This is a genomic window from Hoeflea phototrophica DFL-43 (genome assembly GCF_000154705.2).
Lineage (GTDB): Bacteria > Pseudomonadota > Alphaproteobacteria > Rhizobiales > Rhizobiaceae > Hoeflea > Hoeflea phototrophica.
This window is the reverse complement of the sequence record NZ_CM002917.1, coordinates 2,081,354-2,102,511: the sequence shown is the minus strand read 5'-3', so window position 1 is coordinate 2,102,511 and position 21,158 is coordinate 2,081,354. Positions and strand designations below refer to the sequence as shown.

Sequence of the window (21,158 nt, the reverse complement as noted above, 5' to 3'; positions counted from 1 at the left end):
CATTTCCATTCCCAATCTAATTTCGCAGTTTCGCGCGCCAAATTCCCAATTAGCTCTAGCGCCTCCAACGACACCGGCAGACTCGTGCCACTTGCGGAACACATAAAGAACATGCTATCTAGGTTCTGGTTTTGTTTCACATTTGCCCGGGGATACCCAGATCATGCTAACGCGCAAACAGCACGAGTTGCTTCTTTTCATCAACGAAAGGATGAAAGAGAGCGGAATTCCGCCCTCTTTCGACGAAATGAAGGATGCGCTCGACCTGGCGTCGAAGTCAGGTATTCACCGGCTGATCACGGCGCTGGAGGAACGCGGATTTATCCGGCGGCTTCCGAATCGCGCGCGTGCGCTTGAAGTGATCAAGTTGCCCGACAGTTACCAGAACAGCCTGCAGCCACGGCGCGGTTTTTCGCCAAGCGTCATCGAGGGCAGTCTTGGCAAGGCGCCCGAACCGGTGCGCCGCAGTCAAGCAGCCAATGACGAGGCGCCACAGGTGGCCGAAGTGCCGATGATGGGCCGGATCGCAGCCGGCGTTCCGATTTCGGCGATCCAGAACAACACCCACAATGTCCAGGTTCCCATCGAGATGGTGGGACCGGGCGAACACTACGCGCTGGAGGTCAAGGGTGATTCCATGATCGATGCGGGGATTTTTGACGGCGATACGGTGGTCATCCGCAATGTCTCCACCGCAAGCCCGGGCGACATCGTGGTCGCGCTGGTGGATGACGAGGAAGCGACGCTCAAACGCTTCCGCCGCAAGGGCGCTTCGATTGCGCTCGAGGCTGCAAACCCGGCCTACGAGACCCGCATTTTCGGACCCGACCGGGTCAAGGTTCAGGGCAAGCTGGTTGGGTTGATTCGCCGCTATCATTGAAACGGGCGAGCCCGAGGTCTGCCCTTGCGTCGGGGCAGGTGCCGATGCGAGATGTCGCGTCACGACTGAAATGGTCACCACAAAATCCCAAGCTTACGCTGAATATGATAGAGTATGCTTCGAAAGCCCGTCAATTTTTCGAAGCGGGTCATTGCAGCGCCTCATTTCATGCCGGCGAACGTCCAACTCGGCCTCTCATCTCCCTCAATCTCGCAGATCGTAGCTTCTGCGGCGCCAGTCGTAGTAGCGCTGGATGGTCCAGGGGCGGACCACACCTTGAAGTGCTGAATCGATGGCGAAGCGGGGCCTGGTGCCGCTCCCGCGGTCCTGTGCGGCCGTTGGGAGCCGGTTCTGTGCCATGCGGATAGCAAGCGCGCCGGTCGTCCGAAGGCTTCGCGCGGTCACCAGTGTGGCTCCCGAACGGCAGCGGCTCATATAGACCGGGATTGAGACAACCACCAGATCGGCGCGATCGCAGGCCGGACCGATCAGTTCCGGGTGGTCGATTGCGATGATGGTTGCGCCGGCGTGCCCGGCAGCACACATGCCACGCTCCGCGCAGTGAAACCTCGAAGGCTCCTGGGCTGCGGCCTGAAGTAGTGGCGTGAGTGTTTCGCCGGGAAGCTGATTATCCGACACAAGCGGCCGCCGCATGGCCGGTGTCCGATGGTTAGGTCCGCCAAGCGCGGTCTGCCATTGGCCGAAAACAAAGGCAGACGGCCGTTTTGCATTGCTTGCAAGGCCCGTTGCTCCGTAAAGCCCGACCAGCCGGCCGTCCTCGCTGATCAGGATCTGCGGCCGGTTCGGCGCCAGTGGCGGCAAGGCCAGCAACGCGCCAAGCCCCAACAAAGCAAAACCTGCAAGCCGCAACCGGCTTCGCAGGAACACCAGAACAATGAACCCTGCTCCGGCCACAGCCGTCGCATGAAACGGAATCTGCCCGACCAGAACATCTCCGCCCATGCCGTCTATGTAGTGGGCCACCGCAATCACGCCCCCGAGCCCTGCGCCCATCGCCTGAAGCGGCAGTTGATCAAGGCAAAAGGGCATGAGCAGCATCGCCAGAAGCCCCGCAGGCATCACCACAAGTGTGACCAGCGGCATGGCCAGCATATTTGCGAGCAAGCCATTTCCGGCGAACCGGTGAAAATGATGGGCTGAAAACAGCCCGGTCGCCAATCCTGCCACCAGCGATGTAATGGCAAGCCCAACGGCTGCCTTGAACAGCCATATGAGCCAGCCGGGCACGATCAGCATGTGCGATGCGGGTGCGGGCGTCCAATCGCGCTGAGCTTTGCGCCGGCTCAGCGCAGCATAGGCCGCAATCAGCGCGGCTGTGGCTGCGAACGACATCTGAAAACCGGGACCGACCACCGCGGATGGTGAGAGCAGGATGATCACGATCGCGGCCAGGGCGACATTGCGCATGGTCAGCGCGGGACGGTCCAGGATAACCGCAATCAACATGATGCTGAGCATCACCCAAGCGCGTTGGGTGGCAACGCTGCCCCCGGAAATCAACAGATAGGCGCTGGCTGTCACCAGCGCACCGGCTGCGGCGAGCTTCTTGACCGGCCAGCCTTCAACCAAAGAAGGAAACCCTGCCATAATCAGCCGAAGCCCGACATAAAGAAGCCCCGCAGCAAGGGCCATGTGGAGCCCTGAGATTGCCAAAATGTGAGCAAGACCGGTGGCGCGCAGCGCTTCGACTGTCGGTCTTGAAATACCGCGGCGGTCGGAGACGGTCAGTGCTGCTGCAATTCCTCCCGCATCGCCGGGCAACACCGAGCGGACCCGAGAGGCGATCCGTTCCCGGACCCCACGCAAACCGAGTTTGAAGTTTTCAGCCATGCCGCCATCGGGCGGGCGTAGAGCGAGCTTTTCCGGCGCTTGAAAGAAGAACCCATGGGCACCTATGCCATCCACGAAGGCGCGAAACGCGAAATCATAGCCGCCAGGCAACACCGGACCCGAGGGCGATGAAAGCCGCGCACGGCCTGCGATCATGGCGCCCACCGGAACCGGCTCATGAGCCGCACGGGCCACCAGGCGAACCCGTGGCGGCGGACGCCGTATTTCCGGGTCGCTGGTTGCGCTCAGCCGCAGCAGATACCGCACCCTGCCCTCCGCGTCGAATTCGCGGGCCTCGACCACACCGGTTACCCGTGTCGTCACATCGGAATCAAGCAGCACCGGACCATGTCGGGTTTCGTATGCTGCCGCCAGTGCGCCCAGAAACATCGCAGCGACCAGGCCTCCAGCGCGCGCCAACCCTGGATTGGCAGTGCGCGCGGCAAAGGCAAGCAACGCGCTGATCAGAAAACCGGAGACAAGTGCAGCGACAGATGGATCCCGCACCGCCATGAAAAACACACCGGCTCCAAGCCCCATAGCGACAGGAAGGAAGAGAACACCAAGCCCTCTGTCGGCCTCTTGCCTGATCTGGCGTGTGATTGCGGCGCCAAGCAGATTAGTCAGCGGCGGCCGGCTGGCCGGTTGGCGGCTCGTAAGGCGCGGGCTGGCGCGCGGAAGAGGCAATGCGGGTTCAAGCGAAACCGGCGCATGGCGTGTTTCCGATGCCGGATCCGCCTGCGCTGGCGTTTGTGGCTCCTGTCTGGTCGTCTCCGGGATCATCCACGCCTCGTCGCAAGGCACAAGGGTACACCCGAAAGGCGGCGAACTGCTACTTAAAATAGCAAATCATCAGCCTACGCGCGGAATAAGCCGGCGTGCGCTGAATTCTCAAGCGCCGAATGCATTTTTGTCGCGCATTTCCAGCATCTTAACCGAACCTGCATGAATGCCCGGACTCCCTTGCATACCGATGTGGCGATGCACAATTAGCCTTGAGCATAGCTTGGCAGGGTCGGGTAAATCATATAGCTAACCGGTGACGGTCATCCAAGGCGACGGCAGGGGCCGGACGCTCGCATTTGTGGAAGGACATGCCATGGCAGACAGAAACGCAAAACTCACTCTGGACGGAAACGAAGTCGATTTCGCAGTCAAGACCGGTACCATCGGTCCGGACGTCATCGACATCGCCGCGCTGTACAAACACACTGGCGCATTCACCTATGATCCGGGCTTTACCTCCACAGCGTCCTGCGAATCCAAGATCACCTTTATCGATGGTGACGAGGGCATGCTTTTGCACCGCGGCTATCCCATTGACCAGCTTGCAGAGCATGGCGACTTTCTTGAGGTCTGTTACCTGCTGCTTTACGGGGAATTGCCGACCGCCACCCAGAAATCGGATTTCGATTACCGGGTGACGCGCCATACAATGGTGCATGAGCAGATGAGCCGGTTCTTCACGGGCTTCCGCCGCGATGCTCACCCGATGGCGGTGATGTGCGGCTGTGTCGGTGCATTGTCGGCGTTTTATCACGATTCAACCGACATCACGGATCCGCATCAGCGCATGGTCGCCTCGATGCGGATGATCGCCAAGATGCCAACGCTGGCGGCTATGGCCTACAAGTACCATGTCGGTCAGCCCTTCGTGTATCCAAAGAATGATCTCGACTACGCGTCGAACTTCCTGCGGATGTGTTTTGCTGTGCCGTGTGAGGAGTATGTGATCAATCCGGTGCTTTCGCGGGCCATGGATCGGATTTTCATCCTGCATGCCGATCACGAACAGAATGCTTCGACCTCAACGGTGAGGCTGGCCGGTTCGTCGGGTGCGAACCCATTTGCCTGCATCGCAGCCGGTATCGCGTGTCTCTGGGGCCCGGCACATGGCGGTGCCAATGAGGCAGCGCTCAACATGCTGGGCGAGATTGGCCATGTTGACAACATCCCCGAATATGTCGCACGCGCCAAAGACAAGAACGATCCATTCCGTCTGATGGGCTTTGGTCACCGGGTCTACAAGAATTACGATCCGCGCGCCAAGATCATGCAGAAGACAACGCATGAAGTGCTCGGCGAACTGGGAATCAAGGATGATCCGCTGCTTGAGGTGGCCATGGAGCTTGAACGTATTGCTCTGACCGACAGCTACTTCATCGAGAAGAAGCTTTATCCGAACATCGACTTCTACTCGGGCATCACACTGAAGGCGCTGGGCTTCCCGACCACCATGTTCACGGTGCTGTTTGCACTCGCCCGAACCGTCGGCTGGATCGCGCAGTGGAGCGAGATGATCGAGGATCCAAGCCAGCGCATCGGCCGCCCGCGTCAGCTCTATACGGGTGAAGCTGCACGCGATTACATACCGGTTTCCAAGCGCTGATTGCGCTTGGGAAGCACCTTGCATCACCAGTTCTGAAAAGCGCCTTCGGGCGCTTTTTTATTTGGCAGATACAGATGCAAGGTTGTGTCGGGAGCGCGCGAAAGGCCGCGCGGCTCAACCGCGACCGATGACCGAAAGGACGGTTCTGGCGGCCAAATCCGACGGCGGCTCCCCGGTTTGCATGCGCGACCAGATAAGATCGAAATCCGACACCATGGCTGCACGGTAAGGCGTATCCTGGGCCAATTGCTGTGCAATAAGTGCAAGGCGTTGCGGGCGAACCTGGTTGTCGTAGGCTTCGGCAATGACCACATGCCCCGCGATCATGTTGGGAAGGGCCGCGGTCCACGTCGTGACCAAGTTGAACAGCAGCCGCGCGATCGGATCGAGCTTGTAGGACGACATGTGCGGGACGCCGGCCAGCGCAAGTTCGAGCAACACCGTTCCTGAAGCGGCAATCGCCACATCCGCCTCACCGAAGAGCCTCCATTTGGCTGCGTCCCCTGAATACACCGGGCAGTCGACATCCCACTCCAGAACCTTGTCGCGGATCTGGCGCTCGACACGCTCTCCGGCAAGCAACGCAAAGCGCATATCGGGATTGATTTCAGCAAGGTGCTTTGCGGCCAGGCCAAACACGTCGCCAAGCCGCGCCACCTCACTGCGGCGCGAACCGGGCAGGATCAGGCAGAGTGGTGGCTGGTCGCTGGTTTTGCGCATACGCCGCGCAAGTTGCGCATGGCGTGCTGCGCCAAGGCCCGGGTCATCAATCAACCGGTGTCCCACATAGGTCAGTGGCGGACCGCCAAGACGCTCTACGATTTCGGCTTCGAATGGAAAGATCGAAAGCACATGGTCGACATAGGTACGCATGGCTGCTGCCCGCTCCGGCTTCCACGCCCAAACCGTGGGGCAGACATAGTTGATGATCTTGAGATCCGGCAACGCCTTGTGAACCTTGCGCGCCACCCTGTGGCTGAATTCCGGACTGTCGATGATCACAAGGCAATCGGGTCTGGCGGCAATGATTGCGTCTGCGGTCTGGGAGATCCGCCGGAGCAGCCTTGGCAATTGCGCAATGACCGCTGAGAAGCCGATGATTGAGAGTTCGCTGTAATCAAACAGCGAATTGAGCCCTTCAGCAATCAAGCGTTCACCGCCAACGCCCACGAGCTTTGGCTGGTCGCCGGTTTGAGCCGCCAGGGCGCGCACCAGATCAGCTCCCAGGATGTCGCCCGAAGGTTCACCGGCGACAACGGCGAGCCGCAGCGCGCTCATGACCGTCGCTCGCCTGATTGGCGGCCGTCCTGATCGAGCTCGAGACCGGTTACGAACAGACCCAGACGGTTCGCCTCCGCTATGACCCGGTCACGTTCAAGCACCAGTGAGCGCCCGGCTTCAATGGCGACGCCTGCAAGCCCGGAAGCATGGGCATTGAGCACCGTATCGGGACCGATCGCCGGCAGGTCCGCGCGCTGTTCCTGACCCGGCTTGCACAACTTGACCAGCACACCGCGGCTCCCTGCCCTGAGCCTGCCGTTAGCGCGCAAGCCAGCGACCCGCCTTAGCATGCCGTCGGTGCCCTCCAACCCTTCAAGCGCAATCACACGGCCACTCACGGCCACCGCACCCTGCCCGATATCGAGATGGCCAAGTGCAAGCGCGGCCTGGGTGGCGGCGGCGATGTTTGCCTGGTCGGATTTGCCGGGCCGGTGATCGCCCAGCGGACCGGCTTCACCAAGAAGATCCGGCGCAATCTCTTGAGCTGCCAGCACACACATGCCGTGGGTTTCGAGCACGTGGATCGCGGCACGCAGGATCTTGTCGTCCCCTCCCGACAGCAGCGCTTTGAGCGCAGACGGGGCAGACTTCAAAGCTGCCCAGGTTGGTCTGATGTCGCGCAACCCTGGACGGCGCGCGATGCCGCCAGCCAGCACCACGGTGCCAATCGACTCCCGGCGAGCGATGTCCATAAATGCGGAAAGATTGCCGATATTCAGAGAAGCTGTGTCATAACCCGACCAATCCTGATCCGCCTCACCGTCAATGGTAAAGACAAACGGATTGTGCTCCAGCGCCCGCGCGGAGGCAGCAACGACCTGCGGAAAGCTACCACGGCCCGCCAGGATCCCCAGCCGCCCCTTGATTGCGGGTGCGCGGGCAGCGGCAATCACCGGCTTCAGCCCCGTTTGCCACGGGCCGGTGATGACAGGGCCCGTTCGCTCTCGGCGTCAATAAAGCTGACGATATCAGCGACCGCTGAATTGAGATCGGACTGCTCACGAACGCGAGCAATGTTTTCACGGATTGGCGTGGTCGTGTCAAAAATGGTCTTGTAGGCACGGCGGACGGCGTGGATTGAGGCCTTGTCAAAGCCCGAGCGTTGCATGCCGATGATGTTAAGACCCATCAGAACACCGGGATTGCCGTTGAGCATGCCATAGGGAATGACATCATTGCTAACCGCTGCCAGGCCGCCGATAAAGGCGTGATGGCCGATACGGGTGAACTGGTGCACCGCAGCACCGCCCCCCATGATGACGCGATCGCCGATGCTGACATGGCCCGCCAGCATCACATTGTTGGACAGAATGACATTGCTGCCGACATGGCAATCATGGGCGACATGCGAATACGCCAGGAACATGGAATTGTCGCCAACGGTGGTTTTACCACCAAAATCTGGCATGCCCGGATGCATGGTCACGCCTTCACGGATGGTGCAGCCCGCACCGATTATGAGCTCCGTGTCTTCACCTTTGTAGTGCACATTTTGCGGCGCGCACCCCAACACAGCATTGGGGAAGACAACCGACCGCTCACCAATGGTGGTGTTGCCCATGATAACCACATGGCTCATCACCTGAACATTGTCACCAAGCTTGACCTTGGATCCGATGTGGCAAAAGGGACCAATCTCGACATTGTGACCCAGCACAGCCCCATCCTCGACCACAGAAGAAGGATGAACGCGGGCCGGATGAATGGCTGTCGCTGCAGTAGTCGTCATGCCGTCTCGCTTTCTGAGGGAGCCAGCATAGCTCCAATGTCAGCTTCAGCCACCTTGGAGCCATCAACCATTGCCTCGCAATGGAAGCGCCAGATGTTGCCACGCTGCTTGATCTTTGTGACATGGTATTCAAGCCGATCACCAGGCACGACGGGTTTACGGAACTTGGCGTTATCAATGGTCATGAAATAAACCAGGTTGTCGCCTCCGCCTTTGGCCCTTGCGCAAATCGCGCCTGCCGTCTGCGCCATACCTTCGATGATCAGAACACCGGGCATGATTGGATTGCCCGGAAAGTGGCCGGTGAAATGAGGTTCGCTGGCGGTCACGTTTTTCAGGCCAATGGCTGAGTTATCGGAATCAATCTCAACAATCCGGTCAACCAGCAAAAATGGGTAGCGATGCGGCAACAACCGCATGATGTCCCGGATATCGGCGCTTGCGAGTGATGTGATCGCCTCTTGCGTCATTTCTTCCCGTCACCTTTCTGTCGCTTTTCCTTGCCGAATGCACGGGCATTGGCATCCGCTGCATCGCGCAGAAACCCACGCATCGGACGCGCAGGCTGGCCGCCCCAACGCGCACCCGCAGGGATATCCGTTGCTGCGCCGCTCATCGCTGCCAGCTGAACGCCATCACCAATCGTGACGTGACCGTTGACCCCCGCAGCACCGCCTATCATGACCCCATTGCCAATTGTCGCGCTGCCCGCCACGCCAACCTGCGCAACCAACACGCAATGTCGGCCTATGCGCACATTGTGGCCAATTTGAACCAGATTGTCGATCTTGGTCCCCTCACCGATCACCGTATCGTCAAGCGCGCCTCTGTCGATGGTCGTGTTCGCACCGATCTCAACATCATCCTGAATGATCACGCGGCCAATTTGCGGGATCTTCAGCAATCCCTTGGGACCAGGCGCGTAGCCAAATCCGTCCTGACCGATCCGCGCACCTGGATGAATGATGACGCCGGATCCGATCAAGGCATGCTGGATCGATACACCATGGCCAATATGGCAGTTGCGGCCGATACGGCAGCCAGGGCCGACGGCGGCGCCCGCCGCGATGACGGTACCCGCGCCAATTTCAGATCCGGCGCCGATCACCGCTCCAAACGCGACTGTCACGCCCGGCTCCAGCCGAGCGTCAGGATCGACATGGGCTCCGGTGCTTACAACACCGGTTTCGCCTCCCAGCACCATTGGCTGCATCGAGCACGGAACCAATTGCGCTGCAGCAAGGGCAAATGCGGTCTGAGGCGCTTCAGTGACAAGAACAGCGACACCTTCGGGTGCATGCACACTGTTGTTGGCGCTTACAAAAACCGCTCCTGCACGCGATTTTTTCAAATCAGGCAGCGATTTACGTGAATTTGCGAATGTAATTTCATCAGCGCCTGCACCTGACAGCGGCGCTACACCGGTCACCCGCCGTTCGGCGAATGAGGGATCATCCAATTCCGCACCGCAAAGATCAGCAAGATCTGAAAGCGACATGCCTTCATGCGGCGGAAAAAAGCTGATTGTGTCCATAAGGGAACCGGGAATGCCGACCGGGAGGCGTTGCCGCCTCCCGGTTCTTGTTAGAAGCGCGTCGAGGCGCCAAATCCAAACTTCTTGATATCGTCGAAGCTTTCCTTGACCACAGGCTCAGCATAATAGACGCGCAACGGTCCGAAGGGAGATGCCCAGGAAACGCCGGCGCCAATCGATGCCCGCCATTCCATGTCGGATCCGACGAGGGTTTGGGTGCCGAAATCCGCTGCAGATATATCGTTGCCGTAAAGCGTGGCTGCATCTGCGAAGACGTTGAACCGCAGTCCCATATCACGCGAAATCAACGGCATTGGCGAAGAAACCTCAACCGTGCCGTTGAAGTAGGTCGTGCCTCCGGCAGCACCAACTTCTGTCGTGCCATTGAAAACCCGTGGCCCAATACCGCGTGTGTCAAAGCCGCGAATTATCTTCTGACCAACAAAAAGGTGGTCAAAAACCCGCAAGTTATCGTCGCCAACGCCTGTGACGTGCCCGGCGCCAACAGAAACCTGACCGATCATGTCGGCGGATTCAGACAGCATGTGGAAATAATTCGCCTTGGCCGTGGTCTTTATGTACTCGGAATCTCCTCCGAAACCAGCATATTCCTGAGTCAGGTAGGCCGACACGCCTTCGCGTGGCAGGGTGCGATTGTCCAGCGTGCTGTAGGAAAGCGTATAGGACAATGATGCAACATCATGGCCGCCATTGTTGATGGCCCGCTGAACGGCATTGCGTTCGGGCATCGACGTAATCGATGTCAAGGTGACGTCGGAGTACTCTGTCTGGGTATATCTGAACGCCGTGGACAGATAGATGTTTTCTGTGATCGGCGCTCCGATACGCAGATTAATCCCCTGATTGTCGATGTCGAACCCATCATAGCTCGAATCTGTATTCTTGAAGAGGTCAAAGCCTGCCGCCAGCCGGTAGCCAAGGAAGTATGGCTCGGTGAAGGAGAGACTGTAGTCGCGCGAATCCTCACCACCGCCTACCGAAGCCCGGATGAACTGGCCGCGACCGAGGAAATTCCGTTCCGTGATGTCAACCGTGGCTGAGAAGCCATCGGAATTGGAGAAGCCGCCGCCAACTCCGAATTCACCGGTGGAGTCATCCTGAACATCAACGATCAGAACCACACGGTCAGGCTGTGAGCCCGGCTGGGTGGAAATATTGACCGAGGTGAAGAACTTGAGAGCTTCCAGACGCTCTTTTGCACGGCGAACCAGAACCTGGTTGAAAGCATCGCCTTCCGACAAATCAAATTCGCGGCGGATCACATAGTCGCGAGTCCGGGTGTTGCCGCGGATCTCGATACGCTCAACATAGGCGCGCGTGCCTTCATCAACCAAGTAAACCACGGAGATGGTGCGATTGTTGTAATCGCGGTCACCACGTGGGGTGATCTGGGCAAACGGGTAGCCCTGGGTGGCAACACGATCGGAAATCGCCAGAATGGTATCTTCCACATCCTTGGCGCTGTAGACCGCGCCCGAGCGGGTTTCAATCAAGCCCTTGAGCGAGTCAGAATCGATACCCGGAACGGTGCTCTCGATGCTTACGTCACCAAAGACATAGCGCTCGCCCTCTTCCACCGTGATGGTGACGACGTATTCGTTGTTCGTCTCATCCAGCTCAGCGAAGGAAGAGATGACCCGGAAGTCGGCGTAACCGCGGTTGTAGTAGAACCGGCGCAGCAGCTCCTCGTCCGCACGCAGCTTGTCTTCATCATAGACATCCTTGCGGGTCAGGAACGACAGCATGCCCGAGCGCTTGGTGGTGATGACATCGGCAAGACGGCCGTCACCGAAAGCCTGATTGCCCACAAAATTGATAGAAGCGATCTTGGTCCGATCGCCTTCGTTGATCTCGAAGGCCACGTTGACGCGGCCGCCGGCAACCGGGACCAGACGCGTGGTCACGGTCGCATCGCTGCGTCCGATCGCCGAATAGGCATCGCGGATAGCCTGAACATCGGCCTGGAGGCTCAGATCATTGTAGGCACCGAGCTGACGGCTCTGCACCACCTGCTTAAGGTCTGCATCCTTGAGCTTCTTGTTGCCGTTGAACACCACCTGATTGATGATCTGGTTTTCCTCGACCTCGACGATCAGGGTAGACCCGGAAACACTGATTCGCACATCGGAGAATAGACCTGTGGAGAACAAGCGCTTAACCGATTCATCAATGTCGTTGTTGTTGAACTGAGCGCCCGGGGTGATGGTCAGGTTGCCCCTGACAGTCGATGCGTCAACGCGGGAATTGCCGCGGACATCAACCCTGCTGATGACTGCGGCTTCCGCCACGGTCACTGTGGCGAACGAAACAACGCCCGCACCTGCCACTACAATCCCCGCACTCAGCGCAATCGCCGACACAGCGTTCAAAAGATTTGAACCGGCCTTCATTGATCTTCTTACCTTTTTTACCCGGATGCCCCAAATCGGAGACACGCACCGTGAGTCATGCTTGCGCCTGTTTTACCCGCTTTTGATACACAAGCAAGGGACGCGGTTAATTTCTGTTTACTTCCCACCCGAACGTTGCGCTTTCGCCACGTCCGAGCAATTTCAAGGTTAACAATCCGTTAGCACGACGGACTGGTCCTTATCAACCGACGAAGCGGTTTACCCAATCAGCATTGTGACGTCATTCCATGTGGCAAACAGCATCAAGGCCAGCACAACCGTCAGGCCGAACCTGTAGGCCCATTCCTGCACGACCTCCCCTGGCGGGCGCCCCCGCACCGCTTCAAATGCGTAAAACACCAGATGGCCACCATCAAGCATGGGGATCGGCATGAGGTTGAGGAGTCCGATGGACACCGAGAGCACCGCCGCAAGCTGGATCAGGGCAGCAATCCCGAGTGTGGACATGTCCTTGGAGTATTTGGCAACACGGATCGGTCCACCAAGCTGATCAGGCTTTTCGCGCCCGATGATGATGTTGCCGATGTAATCGACCGTGCGGGTCACAATGTACCAACTCTGGGCAACGCCCTCCCCGACGGCCTCCAGCGGGCCATATTCGCGCACCCGGAAATTGCCTGCATCGGTGTTGGTGATCACGCCGATCCGACCCACTTCCATCTTGTTGCCGAAATTGTCGGCAATCTCGGTGCGCACCGGAGTCAGCGTCAGGTCCACGGGTGAACCGTTGCGGTCCATGGTGATCGTTATGGCGACGCCCGGACGAACCGAAACATAGCGTTGGACATCGTCAAAGGTCTCAACCGGCGTATCGTCAATCGCAACAAAGCGATCACCGGGCAGTATGCCGGCGGCCTGAGCTGCACTTTCGGCCTGGACTTCGGCAACCACCGGATCGGCGATCATGCGGCCATTGAGACCGAACATGACCGCGAAAATGGCAATGGCCAGTATGAAATTGGCGATTGGGCCGGCTGCGACGGTCGCCGCCCGGCGCCAAAGCGCCGCATTTGGAAAGGCTTGCGCACGTTCAGCCTCGCTCAGCGCGGGCCCTTCGCCTCCGGTCGGCAGGCTCGTCGCATTCTCGTCACCGAGAAATTTCACATAGCCACCGAGCGGGACCAATGACAATTTCCACCGCGTGCCGTGACGGTCGGTGAAGCCAATCAGCTCGCGCCCGAATCCGACAGAGAACACCTCCGCCCGGATCCCGCACCACCGGCCAACCAGATAGTGCCCCAGTTCATGAAAGAAAACGACAATGGTAAGCACCAGCAGAAACGGCGGAAGGGCGCTGAGTATGTTTCCGGCCGATGATGTCAGTAATTCCATGATTCTCGTATCCTTTCGGGATGCGGCATCGGAACCGCATGACCTCGCTCTGGCGCAACAGTTGGTGTTACGCCCAACGATGGCAAGAGTTATAAACCAAGCAACCTTGCCGCAAGCTCGTCAGCTGCGCTGGCATGATCGGCCAATGGCAGCACATTCCCGATCAGAAAGGCCGCGAATGCGGCAAAGACAAGGCCATCGACCCGATCCATGACGCCGCCGTGGCCGGGAATCAGATGACTTGAGTCCTTGGCGCCAAAACGGCGCTTGACCCAAGATTCGAAAAGATCGCCCAGTTGCGACGCTGCTGACAGGGCAAGGGCGACCAGCGGCAACATCCAGCCTCCACCTTGGCGGATGGCAAGTGCCACCCCTATTCCGGCCGCAACACCAGCCGCCGCGCCAAAAATGGCGCCGGACCAGGTCTTGCCAGGCGATATGCGCGGCGCAAGCTTGGGCCCACCCAGTGCACGGCCGCAGAAATAGGCAAGCGTATCAGTCGACCAAACGATGGCAATCACGAACAGCATGGCAAACAGCCCGAACAGCCCCTCGCCGCGAATTTCAGCCAGTGCCAGCCCGGAAAAGCCTGCATAAAGAACGGCGGTTGCCGACCAGATCCCTGCCCCACTTCTGAGACCGGAGAAGGCGGCGCCGGCGGCACCGATCGCTATTGCAGCAAGCGCCATGGCGGGAAGCGAAGTCATGATGAATACGCCAGTTGCCAGAACAGCCAGCCAGCCAATCGCATTGGCAAGCGGTGTTTTCTGCGGCGCTCCGACGATTGTTGAGAATTCGTAATGGATCAAAACCATGATAAGCGTCGCCAAAGCTCGGAACCAGAGCCCACCGGCCCAGATCGTGGCCAGAACCAAGATCCCAAGTATTACGCCGGAAATGATACGCAGCCGCAGTTCGGGCGACATCAGGAACCAACCGCACGTTCAGCTCTGGCCGGGATCGCCCCAAAACGGCGGTCACGGCGGCTGTACTCGTCCAAAGCATTTAAGAATGCCTGACGGTCAAAGTCCGGCCAGAGGCAAGGCAGAAAGACGAACTCTGAATAGGCGGCCTGCCACAAAAGGAAGTTCGACAAGCGTTGTTCACCGCTGGTGCGGATCACGAGATCGGGATCGGGAATGCCTGCAGTGTCGACGAAGGCCGAGAGGCTATGTTCGTTGATCGAGCATGGGTCGAGCTGTCCTGCCTGCACCGCCTCGGCGATCAGCCGGGTGGCACGCACCAGTTCATTGCGCGAACCGTAGTTGAAAGCGATCACAAGGGTGACACCGGTGTTTCCCCGGGTCCGGTCCTCGGCCTCATCGAGCAGCCCGCGAATATCAGGCTTGAGCGACTGCCTGCAACCGATGACCTTGACACAGACGTTCTCGCGATGGAGCTCGGCCAAATCCTTGCGGATGAAGTACTTCAGGATACCCATGAGGTCCGAGACCTCTTCCTCCGGGCGGTTCCAGTTTTCCGACGAAAACGCGAACAGCGTCAGGTATTCGATGTTCGCCTCATGCGCGGTACGTACGGCTTCGCGGACCCGTTCGACCCCTGCCCGGTGCCCGGCGGTGCGGGCCAATCCACGCGCACCCGCCCACCGGCCATTGCCATCCATGATGATGGCGACGTGCCTTGGCGTCTTGCTGGGTCGATCAAGCTGCATCGTTTCGGCCTCTAGCCTCCTTGGAACGCGCGTCGAACCTAGACCTGCATGATTTCCTTTTCCTTATCGACCAGCAGGCGGTCGATTTCCGAGATCATCTCATCAGTCATTTTCTGAACCTGATCCGATTCGCGGCGGCTGTCATCCTGGCTTATATCGCCATCCTTCTCGGCCTTCTTCAGCGTGTCCATGCCATCGCGGCGGACATTGCGGATCGCCACGCGGGCATTCTCGGCATAGGTGTGGGACACCTTGACCAGGGATTTGCGTCGTTCCTCGTTGAGTTCCGGCAGCGGAATTCTGAGATTCTGGCCATCGACAATCGGATTGAGGCCCAGATTGGCTTCGCGGATACCGCGATCAACCGCACCAACCATCTGTTTGTCCCAAACGGACACGCCAAGCATGCGAGGCTCGGGCACGGTCACGTTGGCCACCTGGTTGAGCGGCACCTTGGAGCCGTAGGCTTCCACCATGACGGGATCAAGAACATTGGCCGAAGCACGTCCTGTGCGCAAAGATGCGATGTCGCTCTTGAACGCGTTGATCGCGCCATCCATACGACGTTTGAGTTCTTTTGAGTCAGCAGCGTCACTCATCAACAGTCCCTCCTGATATCCAAACCTTGCCCAGCGGCATGCGCCTCATAAACGGGCATCCCTGCTTCAATGATCGCGGACAATGGTGGCTCGGCCACCGCCGACCATGATCTTTGCAAATGCGCCCTTTTCATGAATCGAAAACACCACGATGGGGATCGCGTTTTCGCGCGCCAGCGCTACGGCTGCAATATCCATCACCGCCAGCCCCTTGTTCAGCACCTCATCGTGCGTCAACGTATCAAAACGTGTCGCGTTGGGATCCTTTTTCGGATCGGCGGAATAGATCCCGTCGACCTGGGTGCCTTTGAGGATGGCTTCCGCGCCCATTTCTGCGGCACGAAGGGCAGCAGCGGAGTCGGTGGTAAAGAACGGATTGCCGGTGCCACCGGCAAAGATTACCACGCGGCCTTTTTCCAGGTGATGGAGCGCCGCGCGCTGCGAAAAGCTCTGGCAGATCTCGGGCATGGAGATTGCTGAAAGCACCTCCGTGTCGACGCCGAGCTTGCGCAGCGAGGTGGCAAGAGCCAGCGCGTTGATCACGGTGGCCAGCATCCCCATGTGGTCGCCGGTCACGCGGTCGCCACCCTTTGATGCAACGGCCACGCCGCGGAAGATATTGCCGCCGCCGACCACGACTCCGACCTCGACGCCGAGCCCACGTACTTCTGCGATATCGGCCGCAATACGGTCGGCCACGGCCACATCGATGCCGAAGCCCTGGCCGCCCATCAGCGCTTCGCCGGAGGCTTTGAGGAGGACGCGTTTGTAGAGTGGTTGGGAAGTCATGCAATGGCCTGGATGATTAACTCAGGCCCGGATACACGAAGGGCACCGCGTTGTCACGCGATGCCCTTGCGGTTTTTCGACAAATCGAAGCTTGTTCAGCCCTTAACGGCCGCCGCAACCTCGGCTGCGAAATCGCTTTCTTCCTTCTCGATGCCTTCGCCGAGCTGGAAGCGGATGAAACCAACGACTTCAACGGGTGCGCCCGCATCGGCCTCAGAAGCCTTAACCGCTTCGGCAACGCTCTGATCGGGGTTCATCACGAAGGCCTGGGACATCAGCGCGACTTCTTCAAAGAACTTGCGCATACGGCCCTCAACCATCTTCTCGATGATGGCTTCGGGCTTGCCCGATTCGCGCGCCTGCTCGATGAACACGTTGCGTTCCCGGTCGGCGACGGTGGCGTCGACATCATCAGACGTCAACGCCAGCGGGTTGGTCGCGGCGATGTGCATGGCGACCTGACGGCCGATCGCTGCGACTGCCTCGGCGTTGCCGGTCGACTTGACGGCGACGAGAACACCGAGCTTGCCAAGACCATCGGCCACCGCATTGTGGACGTAGGTTGATACAACGCCATTGTCGACCGAAAGCTTGGCCGAACGACGCAGGTTCATGTTCTCGCCGATGTGGGCGACCGCATCCTTGATCGATTCGGTAACCGACTTGCCGGTCGAAGGCATGGTCGCCGCACCTAGGGCTTCGACGGTACCGTCTGTGCCCAGTGCGATGGACGCAACCGAACGCGCCAAATCCTGGAAGGCGTCGTTGCGGGCAACGAAGTCTGTCTCCGAGTTGACTTCAACGACAACAGCCGAATTGCCTTCGGACGCCACAGCAATCAGGCCTTCGGCGGCGGTGCGGCCAGACTTCTTGTCAGCCTTGGCAATGCCCTTGGCGCGCAGCCAGTCGACGGCGGCCTCCATGTCACCGCTGGTTTCAGCCAGCGCCTTCTTGCAGTCCATCATGCCGGCGCCGGTCTTGTCGCGCAGCTCTTTCACCATTGCAGCGGTAATGCTCATAACAGCCTCTTTCGTCTGGGTGCGGCCGCTTCGGCCGATATGGCTTAACGAAGCGGGTCATCGCGTGTCGGCATGCTTACATGCCATTGAAACATGACAGCCCGGCAAAGCACACTGGCTTCGCCGGGCCGGTTTGGTCCGAAACCCGGGGCTTAGGCCTGAGCGGGTTCTTCAACGGCCGGAGCTTCTGCTGCCGGAGCTTCGACTGCAGTCTCTTCGAGCGCCGGCTCAACCGGAGCATCCATTGCACCCAGGTCCACGCCCGAAGCGCCCTGCTGGCGAGCAATGCCGTCGATGCATGCGCGGCTGATCAGATCGCAATAGAGCGAAATGGCGCGGCTGGCGTCGTCATTGCCCGGAATCGGGTAATCGACAACGTCGGGATCGCAGTTGGAATCGATGATCGCGACAACCGGAATGCCAAGGCGCTTGGCTTCCTGGATGGCAATGCCTTCCTTGTTGGTGTCGATGACGAACATCAGGTCGGGCGTGCCACCCATGTCGCGGATACCGCCAAGGGCGCGGTCAAGCTTTTCGCGCTCACGCTCGAGGTTGAGGCGTTCCTTCTTGGTGAAGCCCGAAGCTTCGGCCTGAAGGATTTCGTCGAGCTTGCGCAGACGCTGGATCGAATGCGAAATCGTCTTCCAGTTGGTCAGCATGCCGCCGAGCCAACGGGCGTTCACGTAGTACTGTGCCGAACGCGAAGCAGCATCGGCAACGATTTCCGAAGCCTGGCGCTTGGTGCCGACGAACAGAACGCGGCCGCCCTTGGACACGGTATCGGAAACCAGCTTCAATGCCTGATTGAGCATTGGAACGGTCTGGCCGAGATCGAGAATGTGAAGGTTGTTGCGTGCGCCGAAAATGAACGGCTTCATCTTCGGGTTCCAGCGGTGAGTCTGGTGGCCGAAGTGGACGCCGGCTTCAAGCAGCTGGCGCATAGTAAAATCAGGCAATGCCATGCCTTGTTCTCCTGTTTCCGGTTGAACCTCCGCAGGGCGTGAGCGCATAAGCGCCACCGGCGGACCAATCCGGATTTCTCCCGGACCAACCCATGCCCCACGTGTGGAATGAGCGTGCCCTTACAGCCAATTCCAGATGGGCGCAAGTACAACGAGCAGGTTTGATGCGAAAAGGAGGGCCACGAGGAGACCCGGCTTTACCAGGGCACTGTCCTGCAAAGGGGCTGCCCCACTCCTGTCCGGACCCTATTCCTGTTCGAAATTGCAGGGCCAACCAGCTGGTTTTGTCAGGCCGGCAGGCAGCACTGTTGCGTCATCGCCGCAAGCGATGTCCACCTGCGCCTGGGTGATGCCTGTCGCGGTGGACAGATCAACGCCTTCGAGCCGCGCCAGGAACATGAAGGCACGGTCAAAATCCAAGGCCGCGTTTGAAGTTGTCCCGCGAAAATCGGCGCGTGCCAGATTGGCGAGCGAAAACCGGCTGCCGGAGATGTCGGCGCCATCGAACTGAGCCCGCCCCAGATCCGCCTTGGTGAAATCCGTGTTTGCAAGCATCGAATTGTTCAGTTTCGCGCGCTGCATCTCGGCACTGCCGAAACTGGCGCCAGTCGCATCCAGATTGCTGAAATCCGCGCGGTAGGCTTCAATCCTGTCGAACCGGGCTCCGGTAGCCTTCGAACCCGCCAGTGACGCGCGAAACAATGTTGCCTTTTCCAGGTTGGCCTCAATCAGATTGCTTTCCCGCAAATCGGTGGACGTGAGATTTGTCTCGACCAGATTGGCGCCGCTCAGATCGGAGCCCCTGAGCACCAGCAGCTTTCTGTCACAGTCTTCCCAGTTTATGCCGGGCGCCGCCGCTGCGCGGCAATCCGCATAATCCGACGCGTGGCCGGGCACCGAAGAAGCTGAAAAGAGGGTCGTCGCGAGGAAACCTACGCAAACCGCAAATTTTGGCAGTGACATCATGAGTTGTTTCCATTCCCGGCGCAGTTATGCCGACCAAATCCTTTCAGAGAAAGTATGGCGCGCCATGATGCCGGTCAAATCAAGATTTGCTTTTCTGCCCCCAGGACCGGTTAATTCATAACCTCTGTCTCTGCCGCTTTGACCTCCCTCACAAAGGTTTCCGCCAGCCTGGTTCAAGTGCGCACGTTCATTCGTCAACTCGTTGCAGACCGGGCACCATGGAGGGACCTATACTCCCATGTTCTTTACGCCGAGAACGGCACAGTCCATTGGGCTATGTCTTCGCGTTCGCCAATCATGGCCAGGCCATGGGCAATCGAAATCAGTTCTCCGCCGGTTTCGATCCGGTCGGCGTCGAAGCGTTCGCCAAAGATCTGGCGCACTGCAGGCACGAAGGACGTGCCACCGGTCAGAAACACCTTGTCGATGGCAACCGCCAGCGTGCCGGTCTTGTCCATCACCTCATCAAGTGCGCCGGCGATGCGGGCAACATCTGGAGCGATCCAGGCTTCGAAATCGCTGCGTTTAACCGCCTTCTCCACGGCTTTGCCCAGTGGCGCGAAGCTGAATTCCGCTTCTTCCTGCCCCGACAATGCCATCTTGACCGCCGAAACCGCCTGATACAGCGCATAACCCTCGTCATGTTCGATCAAGTCGATGAACCGCTCGAGCTTTTCGGGCTCAACCGCCTGACGCAGCAGCGCCTTCAGTTCCGAGTATTCCCTGCTCGTCTTGAAAATGGAGAGCTGGTTCCAGCGCGAAAAATTGCGATAGTAGCTCGCCGGCACATCCAGACGTTTTCCGAAGCTGGTGAACTGACTGCCCTTGCCGATTTCAGGGGCAACCAGATGATCGATGATGCAGGCGTCGAACTGGTCCCCGGCAATGCCGACACCGGAATAGCCGACCGGAACGGCACTGACCAATCCGCCGTGCCGCTCAAAACGGATCAACGAGAAGTCACTGGTGCCGCCACCGAAATCGGCGACCAGCACGGTGGCGTCCTGTGTGAGATTGCGGGCAAAGTAGAAAGCCGCCGCAACAGGCTCATAGACATAGTGCAATTCAGGAAAGCCAAGCCGGGTGAGCGCATCGTTGTAGCGCCGCATGGCAAGGGCAGGATCGGGGCTGGCCCCGGCAAAATGCACCGGACGCCCGGTGACGATGCGTTTGGCCGTTGCCGGCCACTCATCCCCGGCATAGGAGCGCAGCCGGTTGAGGAACACCTCCATCAGATCCTCGAACTGGAAACGGCGCGCATGCACCAGGGTGCCCTGGAACAGCGGAGAAGCCGCGAAGGTCTTGATTGATTGGAGAAACCTGCAATCGCCGGGGTTGTCGATGAAGGCGCGGACAGCGGCCGGGCCTGCCTCTACCTTGAGCGCCTGGGCTCCAAGTTGAGCATCCTTGATGAAGGACAGCGCCGTGCGCATGGTGTCGCTGGTGCCGGCGGACGAATTGAAGCTGACCGACTCCGTGTCCGAAGCCTCAGTGTGCCGCGCCAGAACCGTGTTGGTCGTGCCGAAATCGAGCCCAAGCGCATTGGCCATGGCCATTGCTCCATCTTGTCTGCAGTTGAGGAAAGGATTTACGGCACATGTGCCACCGGGGAGCGCATCCAATGCCATAGCGCCGCACCGCAGTCCATGCATATTGACCGATAGTGAGCCCAAATCCCCTGCCCGGCGATCAAAAACCTGTTGGGGCCAAAGCTGCTGTGGGC

18 protein-coding genes are annotated in these 21,158 nt (G+C 59.2%); 2 read left to right on the top strand and 16 right to left on the bottom strand.

Going from position 1 to position 21,158, the window contains the following annotated elements:
* The first annotated feature begins 163 nt into the window (after nt 1-163).
* A complete protein-coding gene (gene lexA / locus HPDFL43_RS10015) occupies nt 164-880 on the top strand; it encodes a transcriptional repressor LexA (RefSeq protein WP_007197209.1) in 717 nt (238 codons plus the stop codon).
* A 204-nt stretch (nt 881-1,084) separates the two neighbouring features.
* Here the strand turns inward: lexA and HPDFL43_RS10010 are convergent, their stop codons facing one another.
* The gene (locus tag HPDFL43_RS10010) at nt 1,085-3,514 is read right to left on the bottom strand and encodes a ComEC/Rec2 family competence protein (protein ID WP_007197208.1); all 2,430 of its coding nucleotides are present in this window, start codon (nt 3,512-3,514) and stop codon (nt 1,085-1,087) included.
* Between the two features lie 316 nt (nt 3,515-3,830).
* Between HPDFL43_RS10010 and gltA the strand changes: the two genes are divergently transcribed.
* Complete coding sequence (gene gltA, locus HPDFL43_RS10005; RefSeq protein WP_007197207.1) at nt 3,831-5,120, top strand: citrate synthase; 1,290 nt, start codon at nt 3,831-3,833, stop codon at nt 5,118-5,120.
* A gap of 114 nt (nt 5,121-5,234) precedes the next feature.
* Here the strand turns inward: gltA and lpxB are convergent, their stop codons facing one another.
* From lpxB to HPDFL43_RS09930, 15 genes are all read right to left on the bottom strand, one after another.
* A complete protein-coding gene (lpxB, locus tag HPDFL43_RS10000) occupies nt 5,235-6,398 on the bottom strand; it encodes a lipid-A-disaccharide synthase (RefSeq protein WP_007197206.1) in 1,164 nt (387 codons plus the stop codon).
* Nucleotides 6,395-7,294, bottom strand: coding sequence for an LpxI family protein (locus HPDFL43_RS09995; protein WP_007197205.1), 900 nt, complete (start codon nt 7,292-7,294; stop codon nt 6,395-6,397). Before HPDFL43_RS09995 ends, lpxB begins: the two co-directional genes overlap by 4 nt.
* Before the next feature lie 5 nt (nt 7,295-7,299).
* Nucleotides 7,300-8,130: an acyl-ACP--UDP-N-acetylglucosamine O-acyltransferase gene (gene lpxA, locus HPDFL43_RS09990; protein WP_007197204.1), complete on the bottom strand. Its 831-nt coding sequence runs from the start codon at nt 8,128-8,130 to the stop codon at nt 7,300-7,302.
* Nucleotides 8,127-8,600: a 3-hydroxyacyl-ACP dehydratase FabZ gene (gene fabZ, locus HPDFL43_RS09985; protein WP_007197203.1), complete on the bottom strand. Its 474-nt coding sequence runs from the start codon at nt 8,598-8,600 to the stop codon at nt 8,127-8,129. The genes lpxA and fabZ overlap by 4 nt, the downstream gene beginning before the upstream one ends.
* Nucleotides 8,597-9,664 carry a UDP-3-O-(3-hydroxymyristoyl)glucosamine N-acyltransferase gene (gene lpxD / locus HPDFL43_RS09980; protein ID WP_007197202.1) on the bottom strand — a complete coding sequence of 356 codons (1,068 nt, stop codon included), beginning with the start codon at nt 9,662-9,664 and terminating at the stop codon, nt 8,597-8,599. Before lpxD ends, fabZ begins: the two co-directional genes overlap by 4 nt.
* Nucleotides 9,665-9,714: 50 nt before the next feature.
* Nucleotides 9,715-12,075: an outer membrane protein assembly factor BamA gene (bamA, locus tag HPDFL43_RS09975; RefSeq protein WP_007197201.1), complete on the bottom strand. Its 2,361-nt coding sequence runs from the start codon at nt 12,073-12,075 to the stop codon at nt 9,715-9,717.
* Nucleotides 12,076-12,294: 219 nt separating this feature from the next.
* Complete coding sequence (rseP, locus tag HPDFL43_RS09970; protein ID WP_007197200.1) at nt 12,295-13,428, bottom strand: RIP metalloprotease RseP; 1,134 nt, start codon at nt 13,426-13,428, stop codon at nt 12,295-12,297.
* Between the two features lie 89 nt (nt 13,429-13,517).
* Nucleotides 13,518-14,354, bottom strand: a complete 837-nt coding sequence (locus HPDFL43_RS09965; RefSeq protein WP_007197199.1) for a phosphatidate cytidylyltransferase — start codon at nt 14,352-14,354, stop codon at nt 13,518-13,520.
* The gene (locus HPDFL43_RS09960) at nt 14,354-15,100 is read right to left on the bottom strand and encodes an isoprenyl transferase (RefSeq protein WP_007197198.1); all 747 of its coding nucleotides are present in this window, start codon (nt 15,098-15,100) and stop codon (nt 14,354-14,356) included. The genes HPDFL43_RS09965 and HPDFL43_RS09960 overlap by 1 nt, the downstream gene beginning before the upstream one ends.
* Nucleotides 15,101-15,138: 38 nt before the next feature.
* Entirely contained in the window at nt 15,139-15,699 is a 561-nt protein-coding gene (gene frr / locus HPDFL43_RS09955; protein WP_007197197.1) for a ribosome recycling factor, read from the bottom strand.
* A gap of 66 nt (nt 15,700-15,765) precedes the next feature.
* Nucleotides 15,766-16,488, bottom strand: a complete 723-nt coding sequence (gene pyrH, locus HPDFL43_RS09950) for a UMP kinase (RefSeq protein WP_007197196.1) — start codon at nt 16,486-16,488, stop codon at nt 15,766-15,768.
* Nucleotides 16,489-16,583: 95 nt separating this feature from the next.
* Nucleotides 16,584-17,507, bottom strand: coding sequence for a translation elongation factor Ts (tsf, locus tag HPDFL43_RS09945; protein WP_007197195.1), 924 nt, complete (start codon nt 17,505-17,507; stop codon nt 16,584-16,586).
* Between the two features lie 152 nt (nt 17,508-17,659).
* Nucleotides 17,660-18,469: a 30S ribosomal protein S2 gene (rpsB, locus tag HPDFL43_RS09940; RefSeq protein ID WP_040449175.1), complete on the bottom strand. Its 810-nt coding sequence runs from the start codon at nt 18,467-18,469 to the stop codon at nt 17,660-17,662.
* Nucleotides 18,470-18,715: 246 nt separating this feature from the next.
* The gene (locus HPDFL43_RS09935) at nt 18,716-19,435 is read right to left on the bottom strand and encodes a pentapeptide repeat-containing protein (RefSeq protein WP_007197193.1); all 720 of its coding nucleotides are present in this window, start codon (nt 19,433-19,435) and stop codon (nt 18,716-18,718) included.
* A 245-nt stretch (nt 19,436-19,680) separates the two neighbouring features.
* On the bottom strand, nt 19,681-20,985 hold the full coding sequence (locus tag HPDFL43_RS09930) for an Hsp70 family protein (RefSeq protein ID WP_040450069.1): 1,305 nt from the start codon (nt 20,983-20,985) through the stop codon (nt 19,681-19,683).
* Nucleotides 20,986-21,158 lie beyond the last annotated feature (173 nt).